This window comes from Vibrio sp. Of14-4, from assembly GCF_022347625.1.
GTDB classification, from domain to species: domain Bacteria; phylum Pseudomonadota; class Gammaproteobacteria; order Enterobacterales; family Vibrionaceae; genus Vibrio; species Vibrio pristinus.
In genome coordinates this window covers 1-17,355 of record NZ_JAKRGI010000008.1, presented here as the reverse complement: position 1 = coordinate 17,355, position 17,355 = coordinate 1, and the positions used below count along the sequence as shown (strand labels likewise).

Genomic DNA, 17,355 nt, shown 5'->3' with positions numbered 1-17,355 from the left:
TCTTTTATTGACTCGAAGGCGGCCAACCATTATTTTCTTCTTGTAAGAGACTGAATATCGGATGATTTATGAGTATCACTACAGAAATTAACCATAGGATAAAGTTGGGTGAAGTATACCTTTCTTTGAAACTCACCAGTGGAGAACAAAGTCAGATCATCTCCAATATGCCTTGCGCTTACAAAGACATCTATTACCAAAATCAGTATCATAAAATCGATGATACATTTGACTTTACCGAGCAAAACGCTGGCCGAGTGTGTTATCCAAATCAATTAGGGGAATATAACTCAAACTACATTCAAACAATGGCAAGCCACGGGTACTACAACCTGTTTTCATTTTCGTTGAGCCAAGAAAACCAATCAATATCATGTATCGTCACCGCTCCATGGAAACCATACGACAATCCACTTCACTTTAATCAACTGAAAAACAAGGTGATGGACTCAGCGAAAACGATAATTCGAGAATTTAGCGATTATCCAGAGCTAGCTGAGATAGATTTACCCCTTAGCTAAGTGATCCAAGCTAGCTATTGTGCTAACGGCACTTGGAAGACCTATAAAATTTATAAAAGTTACCCCACCAATACAGTGAGGTGAAAGGTTAAGCTATCGCCCAAAACAAGTGGTGAGCGCAATTTATATTGGCTAACTAGCAGTACTCTGGATTCTAGAAAATACTGCGCTATGAACTTTCTCCAGTATTAAAAAGTCCATAGCCAATAGCTGTATACATAAAGTGACATTTTAGCTTAGCTTCAAATAAAGCATGGCGTTGTAAATCTAATTAACCTCCCTTATCACGTGTCGAAAACACCATTAACCAAAGGATCACTATGAATAGTGTCGACTGTAACAAAAGTCTTTACACTATCTTGTTTTCACACCCATAATACACATAAAATACACATAGTAAACAGACGTGTAAAAAAAATGTATTTAAGTGACGTCTCAAATATGATAAAAACAATCAATTTCAACTCCATAAAGCAATCACAATCAGTATGAAAATGACGCAAGGTGAACGTATTAGAACAGCTCGAAACCTCTCTGGTCTGACTAGGCAGCATATTCTGGACAAGTATGGATTAAATACCAATACGCTGCAGTCTTGGGAGCTGGGAAGAAACAAATTATCCGCAAAAGGAGCAAAGAAACTTGCTGAGGTCTTTGAAAGTGAGGGTATGAAAATTTCCCAAGAGTGGCTTCTTTATGGTGAAGGGCTTCCTCCCCAAACTAAATTCTTTGAAGCCGAAGAAGAGCGATATCAGGCGTCAATTTCAGAAGATGAAGCAATACAGAACGAGATAAATTTTTTCCGAAACAACAACAAAAATTCTATTGTAAAAATCGTACTTGATGACTCAATGGAGCCAACCTTTCAAAGGCAAAGCTACGTGGGAGGGGTACTAATCTCTAACACAGACCATGAATTGTTCGTAGGTAAAAATTGCATTGTAGAAACCAGCACAGGAGATACTGTAATAAGACGGGTTCATCAAGCAATAAAAACAAGTACTTACAATTTGTCTTCAATAAACCCGTGTACCAGCTCGGATGTTCCTATAATCTATAATGCCACAATAATATCTATCGCTCCTATTATATGGCACAGAACTAAACTTGGCTCAATCCTTTAAAGCGGCAGCTCTACAGTCTAGGAGAGATTCTCTGATAATCTGCCGGCTTCTCATATACATTTCAAATACATTGTGCTTTTCATGGTTTGTTCCCAATGCGATTATATCTTGGTAATCAGAGAAAAAATCGGTAATCGTAATACCATTATAAATCTGCATATCATGTCTAGCCCACATAACTTCTCTTTCAGCACGAGTTCCAACATGAGCATTTTCCCACGAAAGCAAAGCTGGTCTAACAGACTTTTCACAGAATTTGTTCAAGACACAATCTTTTAATAAGTCATTCCCCAAAAATATACCACTCCATTCTTCATTAGTATGATAATGAAATCGCTTACCATCAGGACCAATGCATACATAAGAAACATAAGTAATACCAATAGATTCTAAAGATTTGGTTATTCTACTTAAGTCATACTGAGAGGAGACGTTAAATTTATTAATTAACTTCATAATCAATAGGTTACCGATTGGATTTAACTTGATAATACTAAAAAATAGGTTAACAATACATAAACTTTATTAACTGGTGAGCTAAAAAAGGAATTAACAATGATTTTATATGAAGTAAATCTTACTATTTCAAATGAGATTGCCGATGACTATATGGCATGGCTCAAACCACATATCCAAGCGATGTTAAAATTCGAAGGGTTTATCAAGGCAGAACTTTACCAAAATACCGAGCAGGAAGACGGTAAGACAAATGTCGTGGCCTCCTACTATGTCGACAACGAACATAACCTTCAAACCTATATTAATGAGATGTCTGCCGATATGAGAGCAGACGGAATAAAAAGATTTGGCGATAAATGCGTTGCCACAAGGCGAATACTAAAACTGACTGATACCTATACCTGCGACGAGCACTCCACAGGTATGTAGTCAATAGTTACCGAATGGCTCATATCTAAACAACATGATATGAGCTTACCAATATCTTCTGGCTGAATCTTATCTTCTTCAGATATAGCTATATTTGCAGTCATGTCTGTCGCGACTACACCAGGGCAAATTGCAGTTACCTTTACTCCATATGGCAACATTTCTTTTCTTAATGACTGGCTGAGTCCGATTAGCGCAAATTTTGTAGATGCATAGGCACCATGATCAGCCAACGCTCTCAGGCCAGACATAGAAGCAATGTTAAAAATGTAACCACTCTTTTGCTGTTTCATCATAGGTACAATGCATTTAAGCACATTAAAACTTCCAAACTGGTTCGTCATGACTAAGGATTGATAATCACTCAAATCGAAACTCTCTATCGCTCCCCTTTCAAACAAACCTGCATTGTTAACAAGAACATCAACGTTTCCGTGTTTCTTTGCAAAAAAACTAATCGCTTCACCTATTCTTTCGGCGTCAGACACATCCGCTGAGTAAATGTCCACATCTACATTCGGATACATATTGGCTAATTCAATACCCGCTTTACTTAATCTATCGCTATTTATCGAAATCAAGCCAATATTGTATCCTTTCGCAGCAAGCACTTTGGCTATACCAAACCCTACACCGCGACTACCGCCAGTCACTATTGCAAACTTATCGTTATTCATAAAATTTCTTGTTCGTAAAGAAGAGGTAAAAAATACACAAAAGGTGTAGAGCATCCAATATTAGTTCATCTTACTTGTGTCAATTTCATAATATTCATCAAGTTTTACTTTAAAATGCCATCAATTATGTGACAGGTATCATATCAAAGAAATAATAACAAAAGATTGCGATAGAGTTGCCCTTATCATCATGCTTCCAAAGACTATGAAATAAGAGAAAACTCATGAACTTAAGCTGGAAGAATAGGCTCGGAGTAGTTACTGGTAATACACTTGAGTATTATGACATCGCTGTATTCGCTGCAATTTCACCATTTATCATTAATATACTTTCAACCAATGGGTATAGCGATGCTGGCATGCTCGTGTGGGGAATGTTCGGGCTGCGTTTTCTACTTAGGCCTTTTGGGGGATTAATTATAGGAAAAATTGCTGACCATAACGGTAAGAAAACCGCTCTAATCATCACAAGCTCATTGACAGGGCTTTCAACACTATCTATGGCTCTACTACCATTGAATTCAGAGTACATCGCTTTCTATCTATTAGCTCTACAGATGGTTCAAGCATTCAGCTTTGGAGGAGAGTTTCCTACCATCATCAACTATTTAATGAACAACTCTCCTAAAGTTCAACACGCCAGAACTGGCAGTATGATCGTTGCCAGTTCAATTGCTGGTGTCATATTGTCTTTATTAATTGTATCCATACTTCAAACCATCTTATCTGAACAAGAAATGCAAAGTTACGGATGGAGAATTCCTCTTTTAATAGGCGCTCTCAATATCGTTGTCAGTTTTTGGTTCAGATTCAAGCTCCCTGATGAAGTCAACCCCAGTGTAAAGTCAAGCGCTAGAATTAAAGCCAATACCTTATGGGTTAAACTGTTTTCTATTTCAGTCACAGGAGGCGCTGTATTTTATATACAAAATTTAGCGAGCTCGATAATATCCAAATCAACAAACATTCCTTATTTTTCATTACTAAATTCAACTTTTCTATTCGTTTTAGTCATTTTTGCAGGATACGTTACGGATCAGTTATCAACAACACGGCAAACATACATAAAAGGATGCTTGGCTGGCGTTGTATTATACTTCCCTTTGTACTGGCTCCTAACGAATAGTCCGTTGACTGTTTCAATAATGTCTATGGGGGCAATTACACTCATCTCAGCCTTCATACTGACAAACTTAGCCTCAGTTTTAGCAGACGTTGCTAAAAATAGAACGGTACAATTGGGGATTAGCTACAATATAGCTCTTTCTATATTCGGTGGGTTAACACCTCTAATTGTAGAGATATCGACATCCTACTCTGCAAGTTTAATAGGGCTTTACGCTGCTGCATGTACTTTACCAGGTTTATGTGCAACCTATCTACATAGTCAGCAGTCAACACCAATAGGACGAATATACTCGGCAAATTGACCCTAAAAACCTGACGGTCAGAACTTGATTTTATCGAGTTAGGTGCTTTGTGCGCCTAACTCTTTCAATTCTAGTTTGCACACTAAGTGCACTTAGTTGATAGCTCACTGCACAGATATAGTTAAAATTTTTCCACTTAATACCAAAGAGAACTACCTCAGAGCAGCGATAAGACTAGATTAAGGTATTTCCCGTCACATCCCCAAATGCTAACCCAGCAGATATAAGCTATCCTCCAAAGGTAAGGTGAATAATTAATGTAAGATGAAAACTTGGTGAGAGGACTGTGGTAATGAGGATAACGCTATCTTATTTAGGCTCTATGCTATTGCTTATCTGGAGCCAGTTTACTTGGTCAGCCACCTTAAAACTCTCACAAGATTTATGGCCCCCTTACATTATGAATTCGGTGCAAGGCAGCGGTATTGCCCATGATATTGTTGCCGATGCTCTTATCTCTGCTGGTTACGATCTCAAATACTCAGTAAAACCATGGACACGAGTACTAAAAGAAACCAAATCTGGCCAAAGTGACGTGATTATTTCACTGTGGAAAACCGAAGAAAGACAGCAATTTCTCTTATACACCGAACCTTTTATGCGCAATAACATGGTGTTTATTTCACTTAGCGGGAGCAAATTTGAATACGAATCACTCGATAGCTTAAAGGGTATGAAGGTAGCACTAATTAACGATTACGCCTACGCCAACAACTTGCGCGATTACCCAGACATGACAATCGTCAAAACCTTAGATTTACCCAACAGCTTTCGCTATTTGCTGGCCAAAAAAGCCGATGTGCTTGTTGCCGATGAAGCCGTGGCAAAGTGGACCGCCTATGGGATGAAAATTCCCAAAGGCACCCTTCACTACAGTAAAACCTATTTTGACTCCACTCCATTACATTCTGCCGTGCGCAAAGACCACCCAGAGGCAGAAAAAATCGTCTCGATTCTCAATAACTATTTTAAAAACCACGCTAAGGGAAAATTAGAAGCGCTGCATGTGCTTTATGGGTTAAAGGAATAGATCAAATCTGGCACAGCTCTCTGCTTGCCACAAAAGTGTGATAACAATCTCATATACAAAACAAATGTTAGATAACTCTATTTCATACATTCTTATGCGTAATGAATTTAAGTAAAATCATTAGCGATTGATTTTACTTCAATTTTTACTGTCGCCTTTTAAAGGTAACGCTGGCTGATGAAATAAAATCAGTTGGTAGGGCTTAAAGGCGCGTTAATATCACGCATAACAAAAAGATAATCATTCATGAGAATACCCGCAAAATCCATTTTGGGCCGACTTGCCCAATGGGGTTTGGTGCTTGGCGTCAGTACGCAGGCGCAAGCCGTTAACCTCACTTGGAATAATCACGATTTTTTAAACGACGAATTCACCACCTACCACTGCCAACCCGGCTATGATAACTCACGCAACCCTGAGCAATGTTTATGGAGTGAACCAGAGCCAGTTAAAGAACAATGTGATCAAGGCCAAAGCTTTAATACAGAAAACAATCTATGCACAACAACTCAACCTGTCGAGTTCTATTGTCGTGCAGGAGAGGCACCGCAAAATAGTAATCAATGTAAAAAAACTGTAAGAGGAAGTAACTCTTTTATAAGAGGATCCGAACGTGGCATGTACGAACTAGGAGATGTTGGCAGTCTAAACAAAGCACAAATGTTGGAGCGAGTGCTAAAGGGGCCGTCCGTTTACATAAATAAAGGCAGGCAGAGCAGGTTTTCGCATAACGGTTGGGACTATACTGTTGTCCGCCAAATACCTCTTATTGCAGATTTGATGATAGTATACGAATATCAAAAAACCAAAACCGTTGTCACTGACGCACTAAAACGCTGCCCTGCTGATTTTACTCTACAAGGGGAAACTTGTGTTAAATCGATTAACGCCTGTGAGTTAGGCCTTGAGCTTATCGATTACGATGGCAATTTGCAATGTGGCCGCAGCGCAGCGGCTAGGCGCTCTAATACGGTCGATGATGCGCTGGATAGTTTATACCTAAGCAAAGCTGGCAATAAAGAGGCCGCTTTTCGCTATTTAGATAAGTTGTATCGCATCGATGAAGCCACTGGACAATTTGTCAGTACCCGCTTTTCTTTACATGGTGACTTCGATTTTGCCCGCTTATTTACTCAAGAGGATAAAGCCAAGGTTAGCCAAGCGATTGCCGCTTTTAAAGCCGCTTACCAAGCCCACCCTGCGCACACTGTGCTTGGCGAGTATATTCTCGATGCTGAGCTGTATGAAGTGACCGCTGCGGTAATGCAGGCGCAAGGCTTAATGGACAGCGCCCGCATGCAACTGGTGAGCGCAACCGGCAATGTGGCCGATGAGCTGCGCTTTAATCAAGATGCCTTTGCCCTGCTTGAACAAGCAGTCAGCGATTATCTTGCCCGTATAACGATTGCCAGCGATGATTTAATTGCTTTTAGTCATAACCGCAACCAAGACTTGCCGTTTGCGTATAACCCGCAAACCGGGGAAAAAACCTTGTATTCTTCAAGCCAAGAAGGGTTTTTCAAAGGCTATAAAGATGTGCGCTTTATCTACGGCGCGATGGAAAAAGCCTCACAAGCGTTATTAAGACAAGCTCGCTTTATGACGGCGCAAGGCTATGACAACGCCGATCGCCAAGCGCTGATTGAAAAGATCAGCCTTTGGCAGCAAGATTTTGCCGAGCAAGATCACGCAGTACAAGCCCTGTTTGCGCAAGGCGCTGAGACCTTTGTTGACTCGCAAACCGCCAAACAAGCAGGCCTTGATAAAGATATTCGCTCTGCCCAAACCGCTGCCATGAGGCTAGATCAAGCCAAAGCATGGCTACGCGGTGACAGTAACCTGCTCAACCTTGAAGATAACGCGTTGTTTATTGTTAATAACAACCCAGAGTTTGATTCTTTTGACTGGTTCTTAAAAAAATTAAAAGCGCCACTGGGTGAAATTGAGCGTTTAAAACAAAGCTATCAAGCAGCAGAGCAAAGACAACACAACCTAAGTGTGAGCGCTGATGCAGTAGCGGCCAATTTTAATGCTCGCTCAGAGCAATACCAGCAAAAGCTGTTTAATTTAACTGGCTGGGCAACCAAACCTTGCGCCAGTAACCAAGAGGTATGCTACACCTCAAACAACATTGAAAAAGGCCTGCTTAAGCCAGAAAAAGGCAGCCTATTGTACAATCAGATCAGCACGATTCATGGCGCTAAGCTCAATATTGAGCGCATGTTTAACGAGTACGATCAAAAGCTCAACTCGATTGATATAGAGATTGACCGCATGCTGCAAGTCAGTGATGTGGTGCAAACCAAAGCTGATCTCATTATTGATTACGGTGAAAAGCAAGAGCAAATCGCAATTAAGATTGCCAGATTACAAGCAGAGGCAGCTAGGAAAAGAGGCAAAATGGGCGCCTTTACTGGTGGCTTAAATGCTGTGGTTGGCGCCGCCTCTGGCAATTATGTGGCGGCAGCAAGTGGGGTCATGTCTATGGCCAGTGCAACCAAGACCGCATCAGCCGATGCCAGTATGGCCAATAGCATTGGCGCTTTGCAAGGGCTTAGCCAGCGCCTTGCCGCCGAAGAGCGCGCCAAGTTGACCTTACTCGATGGCGACATTGCTTCAATCAGCAGCGCTGCCTTAATTGAAAATATGTGGCTGGACATTAACCGCTTAGAGTACGATATTGCCCTTGCCCAGCATAACGCTCAGCTTGAGGTGCAGCGCTACCTTGGCCTGCTCAACGACACCTTGTTTACCCTTCAGCAGCAAAGCAGCTTTAACGCCAGTCTGGCAGAGCGCTATTTTGCCGACCCCATTCACTCTGAAGCGCTAAGCCAAGAGCTGTTGGCGGCAGAAAAAGCCTTGCTCGATACTCAGCGCCAGCTGTTCTACGCCACTAATACCCTTGAGTATAAGTGGATGGAAAGCTTTGAGTTTGAAGGACAGCGTGGCCGTGACGTCTTGTTCGCCCTTACCACAGAGCAGCAACTGGAAGATTACTTAGTTGCGCTAGAAGATTTCGACAATACGCAAAACATGGGCTCAACCTCTGTTCAGCAGCACACCGATACTTTCTCGCTTAAACGCGATGTGATGGGTTATGAAGACGTGTTTGATCAATACGGTGCCGAGCTAGCGGTCTATGCCAACCCGAATACGGAAGTGGGCGGTAAAGTCACAGCCAGCGAAGCGTTTCGTTATCAACTGAGCCAAAAACGCTCCAAGCGCTACCCTAGCTATTTGGATCTTTCTTTTGCGACCAACAAAACCGCAGGCGATACGCTGCTGTTTAGAGGGCCAGAAGTGCTTGAAGGCGCGAAAAACAACAATTGTCTCGTAGATACCGGAACCTATATGGACAAAATTGAGTCGATTGCGATCAATATTAAGAACGAGTCTGGCGCGTCCAATAAAAAAGCCCTACCAGCCACACTTTACTATGGCGGCGTGAGTTTATTTAGAACGCGAGCAACAGGTAAGGTGTTTGACCAAGGACTGTTGGCAGAAAATGAGTTTTTGAACTTCCCAGTCCAGTTCTGGAACACAGCACAAGAACCCTACAGCTACCTTAATAGCTCGAAGACATCCATGATGGCGCGTGTAGACCAAACCATCCCACTGGCGTTTAACACTGCGTTTCAAGAGCGTAGCGTTGCCGCGACCAATTGGCGCTTAAAACTGGCTATTGGCAGCGAGCGTCGCCCAGTGCTCAATATCGATGAAATCAAAGATATTGAGCTGGTGTTTAAACATCGCTTTGCCGATCGAGACTTCCCTGAAGATTGTACTTCAGATGATGATGGCGCATGGGGCGATGAAGATTGGTAATGCTCAACTTCCATTTGTATTAATGAGTTAAACCAAACAAACCAGCACAGCCGTGCTGGTTTTTCTACAAGCAACCGCATTTAACAACCTTTCGGAAAATGTATGTACCGACAAATTGTCGCAACTTGTCTTGCTTTGTGCTCATTGTCAGCGCTCGCACTCGACAAGTCTGCTTTGAAACCGAACCTTTTATCTTTGCCCACAGGGCCAGGTTCAATCGAGGGATTGGGCGAATCTTTTGTGCCAGATCTGAACACAGGCACCGCCAATCACGAATTTCAATTTAATGTGCCTAAAGGGCGCGGCGATACGGCGCCTCAGTTATCACTGTCTTATAACAGTGGTCTTGGTAACGGCATTCTTGGTTTAGGTCGGCGCTTGTCTGTGCCTTATATTCAGCGCCAAACGGAAAAAGGCCTGCCGCGCTATCAAAGAGATGGCGAAGATAAAGACAGTTTTATTACCGGATTAGGTCAAGAGCTGGTGGCAGTGGGTCAAGGCCAATACCGAGCAAAATTTGCCACAGGTTTTGTGGTTTATCAGCGCCTAGAAGCAGGCTGGCAAGCCCTGTATCCCGATGGCACTCAGTATTTTTTTGGTCAAAGCGCAACAGACACAGTGCAATCTCAATCGGGCGAGGTCTTTCGCTGGCACCTTTCCAAGGTGAAGCACTTAAACGGTGATGTCACCCACTATCACTATCAATCGTTAGACGACACCCAGCAAGTCTATTTGAGCGACATTGAATACAGCCAAAGCGGCGCTCAGTCGATGAAGGTGGTGTTTGAGTACCAAGCCAGACCGGATGAGCTGCTTGATTATCGCCCTTCGTTTGAGCTACTGACCAAGCAGCGACTTAGCAAAGTCACCATGCGCGTAGCTGGGCAAGATGTACGCCATTATCAGCTTAGCTATGCCGAGCTAACTCCTTGGCGCACCCAATCTCAACTGACTGACATTGCTCAGCTTGATACCAGTGGCCAGAACACCTTAATGACTCAACGCTTTGGCTACACGTCGTCTACGCCAACAGAGAAAAAAGGCTATTTGCCTACGCTGGCCACCGCTCAATTAAGCTCACCCAGTGTCGATTTTATCGATCTCAACGGCGACGGCCTAGCAGATATGATAGACACCAGTAACGCTCGTCACCGTTATTGGCTGCACCAAGGGATAGATCAAAACGGCGAGCCGCTTTGGTCAAGTCGCCGATACATGGGCGTGAACCTTCATGCCAACATTCGCTCCCCCTCGATAAAATGGGCCGATATTAACGGCGATGGCCACAGTAACTTGGTGGTTTATGACAGTGGTAGAACGGTTTACTACGGCATAGACGAGCGCGGAAGCTGGGCGAAAAGCGGTCAATTTTATCGAGCAGGGCTAGATTTACACAATCCTCAAGTGCGCATGATGGACATCAACAACGATAAGCGCACCGATGTGGTACAAACGGTATCCGGCTATGACGGCATTGTCAGCAGTATTTCGGTGAAATTAAATATTGAGGGCCATAGGTGGAGTGACAATATTTCCCTGCCATTTAACCGCTCTCAATATATTGCCTCGTTTACGCGCAGCCAAATCCATATTGCCGATATGAACGGCGATGGGTTACAAGACATTGTTTATGCCACCAACGGCGAGCTGACCTATTTCCCGAATCGCGGTTTGGAAGGCTTTGGTCGAGCGGTGAAATTTGATCGCATGCCAGCGAATCTCTTTCAGGACTCGGCGATTCATTTAGCAGACATGAACGGTGATGGTCTGTCCGATGTGTTATACATTGTCGGTAATAACGTGCGCCTTATGCTTAATCAAGGCATGCAAAACGGACGCTTTAGACTGGCCAATCACGTTAGGTTCAAAGGCAAACGTGACATGCGTGAAGAAGCGGTGCGATTTGTCGACATCAACGGCAATGGCTCCACCGATATTGTCTGGTATTCAAGAGGCTACAGAAAAGGCAGTTACACCTACATAGAGCTATTTAATGGCGAACAACCCAATCAACTCAAGACCATAGACAACGGCATTGGTGGTCACACGACCCTGTCTTATCAGTCGATAGCCGAGCAGCAATCTCAATCACAGCAATCTGGAGAGCCTTGGCAGTATAAAGTGCCTATCGCTATGCAAGTCGTGAATCAGGTTGAAACTCGCGATGGCGTGAGCGATAAGGCTATGCTGACCAAGCTTAGCTACCGCAATGGCTATTACCATCATGCTGACAAAGCGTTTCGCGGTTTTGAATTGACCGAGAAGCGTGAACAAGGTGACAGTGATACCACCACCTTAGTTACCAAGCACAAATTCCATCTCGGAATGACCGATGAAGTACTGGCGGGCAAACCCAAACATGTCGAAGCAAGTAATGGCGCTGGCAAGGTTTTTTGGCAAGATGACTACACTTGGCAAGCTCGTGAGCTGTATCAAGGTCAAGACGGTGATACGCGCAGCGTTAACTTTGCCGCTCTAACCGAAACAAAGCATCACATTATTGAAGGCGGGCAATATTCCCCCATTACCTTAACCACCCAATTTGACTACGACCCGCATGGCAATAAGACGTTAGAGCGCCACTTAGGTCGCTCGGACAATCGTTGGCAAACGGCTCACCGCACTGAGTGGCAATACAGTGGTGACGAGCCTGCGAACCTTGCACAAAACAAAGTTAATTACCCTATAGAAAAGCGCATTATTGATGACAGTGGAACGCTTATTTACAAACAGCGTTGGCTCTATGATGATGAAAGCTTTAACGCCAGCGGCGGCAGTATTATTGGCTCAGGGTTACTGACGGCGCAGCTAGAATGGCGTGACCCAAACCAAGCAGAAAGCGCTCGATACACAGTGCGCCAACGCTATGATCAATACGGCAATGTTATCGCCAAATTTGATCCTATGTGGGGCGAAGAGCCAGGCCATGCTCGTTATTTTTCCTACGATGACACCTTCCATGCCTTTGCCAGCCAAGAGACTATTGATACCGGAAGCGCTCGTTTAACCACCAAAGCCAGTTATGATCATCGCTTCGGTGTGATGACTCGTGTGACCAACATGAATGGCCATCCGACTGAGTTTGATTACGATGATTTTGGCCGACTAACTGCCATTGCACGCCCTGGTGATAGCTTGTCTGCGCCAACACTCAGTTACCGCTACGGCGTCAAGCATGCACTTGCCAATGGCAGCATCAACTGGATACACACCGAGCAGCGAGGCGATAAAACCGGCACTTCGATTAATACGCGCCGTTACTACGATGGGTTAAGTCGCCTACGTATGACACGCAAACAATCTAAAACAGGTGTTGATGTCTTAGATAGCGTTGATTACAGTGCCCGTGGCTTTGAGGTAAACCGTTATCTGCCCTACTCTGCCAGCGGCTTTGCCTATCAGCCTCAAGCCGATAAAGCAAAGACACAAATTCGCTATGACGCGCTAGGGCGAGCGCTTCGCCACACTCATCCAACAACCTCAGATGAAGCTGTGGCGAGCTATCGCCTAAATGAATACCGCCCACTCGCAATTTGGCGACAAAATGAGAGCCAAACTTCATCACTCGTTGGGCAAGGCAAGCTGCTTGAATATGATGGCTTAGCCAATAAGGCCAGCGCTCTGGGCAACCTTCGCCAAGTCAATGAAATGGTAGGAATTGATGCCCAAGGTGAAGAAACTGGCGCTCAGACTTACGTCACCCGCTATGATTTTGATCTTCTAGGCAACTTTACCCGCTTAACCGATAGCCTAAATAACCAGCGTATCATGGACTACGATAGCCTGGGTAATTTGCGCTATGTGAGCGACCCCAACCGTGGTGAACATTGGTCATTTTATGACGCGCAAGGTAAGCTAACCGCCGTTCGTGATGGTCGTAATCAAGAGCAGCATTTTGTGTATGATGGGGCGTCTCGCGTTACTCATACCTACTACAAAAGCTTAACCCCAGAGGATGTCACCGAGCCGCCTTCACGAGCTGGTGCTCAACTTGTTCATCAGTATCAATACGATAGTGCTGTTGATGCCGCCCAAACTAACCTTGCAGGGCAAGTGGCGCGTATTGTGGATGAGTCAGGGGAGTCACGTTTTGGTTACGATGCGCGTGGACGCCAAGTCCTGCATCAGCGTAAAGTGACAGGTGATGGGATTGACACGCCGTTTTATCAAATCCGTCAGACATTTGATAGCGCAGATAGATTAACCAAATACACCTATGCCGATGGCAGCACGTTAAGCTATGCCTATGATGCGTCTGGCAAACTGGCATCAATTGCCGATGTGATGGATAGGATTGAGTACCATCCTAGTGGTCAAATCAGCGCACTTGATTTTAGTAACGGCGTGACAACACAACGTGAGTTTGACGCGCGCCACCGCTTAGTTGAGCAAACCTCATCGACACCAACCATGACGTTTGAACGCCGCCATTATGGCTATGGTACAGACTCAAATTTGGCGACCATTGAGGATACTCGCAGTGACGCTGACAAAGGTGCGCTGGCCACTCAACTAGCAACAGATATTGCCAAGCTCAACCAGAGTGCCAGCTTTGTTTACGATGCATACTCAAGATTGACCGATGCCGACTATGGCGCTCTGCGTTTCCAATATCGCTACGATCCAATCGGCAATATGCTGAGCAAAAATCTAGTCAATAACGGTCAAGCTAAGCTAACTTCCTTCCTTTACGGTGGAAGTGATGACAACACTGGCCGAGAAGGCTATCAAGCTGAATTTTCCGCAGGGCCAAACGCGGTAACCTCCAATGGTGAGAGCCTCGGCTATGACAAGGTCGGCAATCGACTGTTTGATGGCACTCGCTTATACCATTGGAATGCGGATAATCGCCTAGTTGGTATTGATACTGACCATGGGCGTGCTCAATACGGGTACGATTTTGATGGTCAGCGACGCTACAAAAAGGTCAGCTTAAAAGACGGTAAGGCATCTCAGGTAGTCTATCTTGACAGCTTAAATGAGATTCGCGACGGCAAGCTGGTCAAGTATGTTGAGCTCAATGGCAAAAAAGTAGCATCAAGCGACAAAGCTGGTGCCAAGTTTAGCCCTGAGCAGTTCTATCTTAATGACCACATCGGCTCAACCTCTTTGGTGCTGAATAAACAGGCCAAAGCCATCAGCGCTCAGCGCTTTACACCGTTTGGCGATCGCTTGGCCTTGTTTGGTAAATCCAGCGCCACACCTTATGGATTTACGGGTAAAGAGCAAGACGATGAGTCTGACCTTGGCTATTTTTCCCATCGTTATCTCGGACATGCATCCGCGCAGTTTATTACGCCGGACCCTGTCTTTGTCCAAAGCGAGCGTTTTGAGAATCCACAGCACTGGTCTCCCTACAGCTACGCTGCCAATAATCCGATTCGTTACACTGACCCAAGTGGTGAAATCCCTGTCGATACCGTTTGGGATGGGCTCAACATTGTGTATGATTTGGGTAAAGTTGGCGTCGGCTATGCGACCAATAACCCTGTTATGGTCAATGATGGCCTGGTTGATTTAGCTTGCGACACCGCCGCGATTCTAATACCCTATGTTCCTGCTGGCAGCACCAAAGTAGCCCGCTTATCTTCGGATGTGGCTGAGGTTACAAACAGTGGAGGCGTTAAGCTCATAAATGGTCGGAAACCAATTAATAGTAAGTATGCTGGTAAGACTCATCCTTCTGGCGTGAAATTTAATGAGCAAGGATTCCCAGATTTTTCACCTCATGCTAAAGCTCAAGTTGATATTAAAGGGTTGACTGGTAACTACGCTAAAGATGCGGCAATGGCTAATAAAGCCGTAGGCCTGAAAAGTACTCCAAGTGGGTACGTTTGGCACCATGTTGAAAATGCCAAGACGATGCAATTAGTATCTAAAGATATACATAACGCTGCTCGTCACACTGGGGGAGCAGCGATTTTGCGGAATCAATAGGGCTGGAGTGTGATTTATGAGTGTTAATTTTTCGAATCCAGTTGCTTTGTTGCAAGGTGAGATAGATTACTTTGTCCAAAGCACTGGTATTATTGTGCCGGAAAAATTTAAGAAGTATTTGCAAGAATTTAATGGTGCTCAGCCAGAAACGAATATTTTTTCAATTGATGAGAAAAACGAATCAGGAGTTAATAAGTTGATTCCTATTTCTCAAATGATTGAGGAACAAAAGTACTTAGATAATGTCGGAGAAAATGTTTTTCCAATCGCATGGGCAGAAGGTGGTAACTATGTGGTTGTTGATTTTGATAAAAATGCATCTATTTATTTTTGGGATCACGAAGAGCCTGAAAATCAAACCTTGCTAGGGAGTGATGTTTATGATTTTTTATCTAAATTGAAACTTTTTGACCCTGATAGTGTAGAACTTAAGGAAGGCCAAGTGGAATCTGCTTGGATAGATCCTGATTTCTTAAAAAACCTTAAATAGTATATCTAAGCCCGCAGTCGCGGGCTTTACTTTATGTCTTAGCCGCTTGCCTTCCAGAATCCCAGCGTCTGGACTGATACTTGATGATCAGACTCTCCAGCACTTCCCGTATCACCAATGGAGAACTACTGGAATGGTTTTTTCAAATGTTGTCCACGATTAGTAATGATGACAATGCCTTGCTAGCCGACTTATCTGAAATTTTAGCGGATCAAAGAGATCCTGGTTAAATGGCGACAAAAGGAGTGCTGAAGAGCTTATGGCCAATTATTTTTCATTTCGATCGGATATGAGTAATCTAGAGTAAGTTAAACTCAAACACGGAAAGTAACTTGTATAAGGCAAGTTAATTTGGGTGATTTCAATGCTAGAACAAATCACTAATTGGCTAAAATCAAACACGAACATATTTAAGCAGTATGGTTGTAAATTTGAAGTATCTTACTCTCCTCAAGAGTCAGATACGAAATCAATCACTGTAGATTTTGAATACAACTCCTACTACTGTCGACTAATCTTCTGGGATAATGACATAGGTCATATAGAAGTCATTGATATAGAATCAGAAAAACCTACATTAGATCAGTCTTTTACTTCAAAAAGGCAGTTAGAAACCTCAAAACCATTCGAGAATTTTATCGAGAAAATGAGCATGAAATAGTCACGATATGTAAATGATATCGAGTTCGTAATTGGTATTTTAAATACATAATTTAAGAGTTTATGATGCATTCAAAAAAACAAAAAGACATTTGTAAGAAGTATTCTACTTCATACCAGGCATGCGATTTAAATTTGAAAGTTGGTGTCTCAAAAAATATTAAAGATGGCGTTAGGCCATTACATGGTCTGAGAGTCAAAGAGGAAAACGGAACAAGTGGCTGGTATATTTGGGCAGGTGAATGGTCAGATAAGTCAGATTTTTTTGCGCCTCTTCATGGTTTACATCTGGTCGATTGGGCCGAGATTGTAATACCATATCTAGGATTGCCAGAAGGATGGCGATTTTTGATAGATGAAGGTTATGAAGATGTTTGGCAAGACCCTGAACTGTTAAATAACTAACATAAAGTAAAAAATTGGCACCAAACATATAGATTTGGGACAGAAATTGTTTTGTGTTGTTCGCGAATAGTCACAATTTAGAACAAATTTTAGATCAAAGCTCGTAATGAATTTTATTTGGTAAAATATTTCCAAGGTAATTAAGAGAAAGAACATCTCAAACGGTTTAGTAGTAAAAAGCAAGACGATGAGTCTGACCTTGGCTATTTTTCCCATCGTTATCTCGGACATGCATCTGCGCAGTTTATTACGCCGGATCCTGTCTTTGTCCAAAGCGAGCGTTTTGAGAATCCACAGCACTGGTCTCCCTACAGCTACGCTGCCAATAATCCGATTCGTTATACAGACCCAAGCGGTGAAATCCCTGT

At 43.4% G+C, this 17,355-nt stretch carries 13 protein-coding genes; 11 read left to right on the top strand and 2 right to left on the bottom strand.

Annotated features, from left to right (window positions below):
* Positions 1–68 precede the first annotated feature (68 nt).
* Positions 69–521, top strand: coding sequence for a hypothetical protein (locus tag MHN79_RS09800; RefSeq protein WP_239172740.1), 453 nt, complete (start codon positions 69–71; stop codon positions 519–521).
* 488 nt (positions 522–1,009) lie between these two features.
* Positions 1,010–1,645 carry a S24 family peptidase gene (locus MHN79_RS09795; RefSeq protein ID WP_239172739.1) on the top strand — a complete coding sequence of 212 codons (636 nt, stop codon included), beginning with the start codon at positions 1,010–1,012 and terminating at the stop codon, positions 1,643–1,645.
* Here the strand turns inward: MHN79_RS09795 and MHN79_RS09790 are convergent.
* A complete protein-coding gene (locus MHN79_RS09790; RefSeq protein WP_239172738.1) occupies positions 1,634–2,107 on the bottom strand; it encodes a hypothetical protein in 474 nt (157 codons plus the stop codon). The genes MHN79_RS09795 and MHN79_RS09790 overlap by 12 nt on opposite strands.
* A 93-nt stretch (positions 2,108–2,200) precedes the next feature.
* Between MHN79_RS09790 and MHN79_RS09785 the strand changes: the two genes are divergently transcribed.
* Complete coding sequence (locus tag MHN79_RS09785; RefSeq protein ID WP_239172737.1) at positions 2,201–2,533, top strand: DUF4286 family protein; 333 nt, start codon at positions 2,201–2,203, stop codon at positions 2,531–2,533.
* On the opposite strand, the gene MHN79_RS09780 is transcribed toward MHN79_RS09785, so the two are convergent.
* The gene (locus MHN79_RS09780; protein ID WP_239172736.1) at positions 2,500–3,210 is read right to left on the bottom strand and encodes an SDR family oxidoreductase; all 711 of its coding nucleotides are present in this window, start codon (positions 3,208–3,210) and stop codon (positions 2,500–2,502) included. The two genes, MHN79_RS09785 and MHN79_RS09780, sit on opposite strands and share 34 nt — an antisense overlap.
* Positions 3,211–3,434: 224 nt before the next feature.
* Here MHN79_RS09780 and MHN79_RS09775 point away from each other — a divergent pair, with 224 nt between their 5' ends.
* The 8 genes from MHN79_RS09775 (at position 3,435) to MHN79_RS09740 (ending at position 16,987) form a co-directional block, all read left to right on the top strand.
* Positions 3,435–4,640, top strand: coding sequence for an MFS transporter (locus MHN79_RS09775; RefSeq protein ID WP_239172735.1), 1,206 nt, complete (start codon positions 3,435–3,437; stop codon positions 4,638–4,640).
* A gap of 292 nt (positions 4,641–4,932) precedes the next feature.
* Positions 4,933–5,670, top strand: coding sequence for a transporter substrate-binding domain-containing protein (locus MHN79_RS09770; RefSeq protein WP_239172734.1), 738 nt, complete (start codon positions 4,933–4,935; stop codon positions 5,668–5,670).
* 246 nt (positions 5,671–5,916) lie between these two features.
* Positions 5,917–9,495: a hypothetical protein gene (locus tag MHN79_RS09765; RefSeq protein WP_239172733.1), complete on the top strand. Its 3,579-nt coding sequence runs from the start codon at positions 5,917–5,919 to the stop codon at positions 9,493–9,495.
* A 102-nt stretch (positions 9,496–9,597) separates the two neighbouring features.
* Complete coding sequence (locus tag MHN79_RS09760) at positions 9,598–15,432, top strand: toxin TcdB middle/N-terminal domain-containing protein (RefSeq protein WP_239172732.1); 5,835 nt, start codon at positions 9,598–9,600, stop codon at positions 15,430–15,432.
* A 16-nt stretch (positions 15,433–15,448) separates the two neighbouring features.
* Positions 15,449–15,922, top strand: coding sequence for an SMI1/KNR4 family protein (locus MHN79_RS09755; RefSeq protein WP_239172731.1), 474 nt, complete (start codon positions 15,449–15,451; stop codon positions 15,920–15,922).
* 83 nt (positions 15,923–16,005) lie between these two features.
* Positions 16,006–16,152 carry a hypothetical protein gene (locus MHN79_RS09750; RefSeq protein ID WP_239172730.1) on the top strand — a complete coding sequence of 49 codons (147 nt, stop codon included), beginning with the start codon at positions 16,006–16,008 and terminating at the stop codon, positions 16,150–16,152.
* 134 nt (positions 16,153–16,286) lie between these two features.
* Positions 16,287–16,583: a hypothetical protein gene (locus MHN79_RS09745; protein WP_239172729.1), complete on the top strand. Its 297-nt coding sequence runs from the start codon at positions 16,287–16,289 to the stop codon at positions 16,581–16,583.
* A 62-nt stretch (positions 16,584–16,645) separates the two neighbouring features.
* Positions 16,646–16,987 (top strand): hypothetical protein, encoded by a 342-nt coding sequence (locus MHN79_RS09740; RefSeq protein ID WP_239172728.1) that lies wholly within the window; start codon positions 16,646–16,648, stop codon positions 16,985–16,987.
* Positions 16,988–17,355: the final 368 nt, after the last annotated feature.

Bases quoted from the DNA above. Each gene is read 5' to 3' on its own strand.
- MHN79_RS09760 (WP_239172732.1), top strand. From the start codon at position 9,598: ATGTACCGACAAATTGTCGCAACTTGTCTTGCTTTGTGCTCATTGTCA.
- MHN79_RS09785 (WP_239172737.1), top strand. From the start codon at position 2,201: ATGATTTTATATGAAGTAAATCTTACTATTTCAAATGAGATTGCCGAT.
- MHN79_RS09750 (WP_239172730.1), top strand. From the start codon at position 16,006: ATGATCAGACTCTCCAGCACTTCCCGTATCACCAATGGAGAACTACTG.
- MHN79_RS09765 (WP_239172733.1), top strand. From the start codon at position 5,917: ATGAGAATACCCGCAAAATCCATTTTGGGCCGACTTGCCCAATGGGGT.
- MHN79_RS09800 (WP_239172740.1), top strand. From the start codon at position 69: ATGAGTATCACTACAGAAATTAACCATAGGATAAAGTTGGGTGAAGTA.
- MHN79_RS09795 (WP_239172739.1), top strand. From the start codon at position 1,010: ATGAAAATGACGCAAGGTGAACGTATTAGAACAGCTCGAAACCTCTCT.
- MHN79_RS09775 (WP_239172735.1), top strand. From the start codon at position 3,435: ATGAACTTAAGCTGGAAGAATAGGCTCGGAGTAGTTACTGGTAATACA.
- MHN79_RS09780 (WP_239172736.1), bottom strand. From the start codon at position 3,210: ATGAATAACGATAAGTTTGCAATAGTGACTGGCGGTAGTCGCGGTGTA.
- MHN79_RS09770 (WP_239172734.1), top strand. From the start codon at position 4,933: ATGAGGATAACGCTATCTTATTTAGGCTCTATGCTATTGCTTATCTGG.
- MHN79_RS09755 (WP_239172731.1), top strand. From the start codon at position 15,449: ATGAGTGTTAATTTTTCGAATCCAGTTGCTTTGTTGCAAGGTGAGATA.
- MHN79_RS09740 (WP_239172728.1), top strand. From the start codon at position 16,646: ATGATGCATTCAAAAAAACAAAAAGACATTTGTAAGAAGTATTCTACT.
- MHN79_RS09745 (WP_239172729.1), top strand. From the start codon at position 16,287: ATGCTAGAACAAATCACTAATTGGCTAAAATCAAACACGAACATATTT.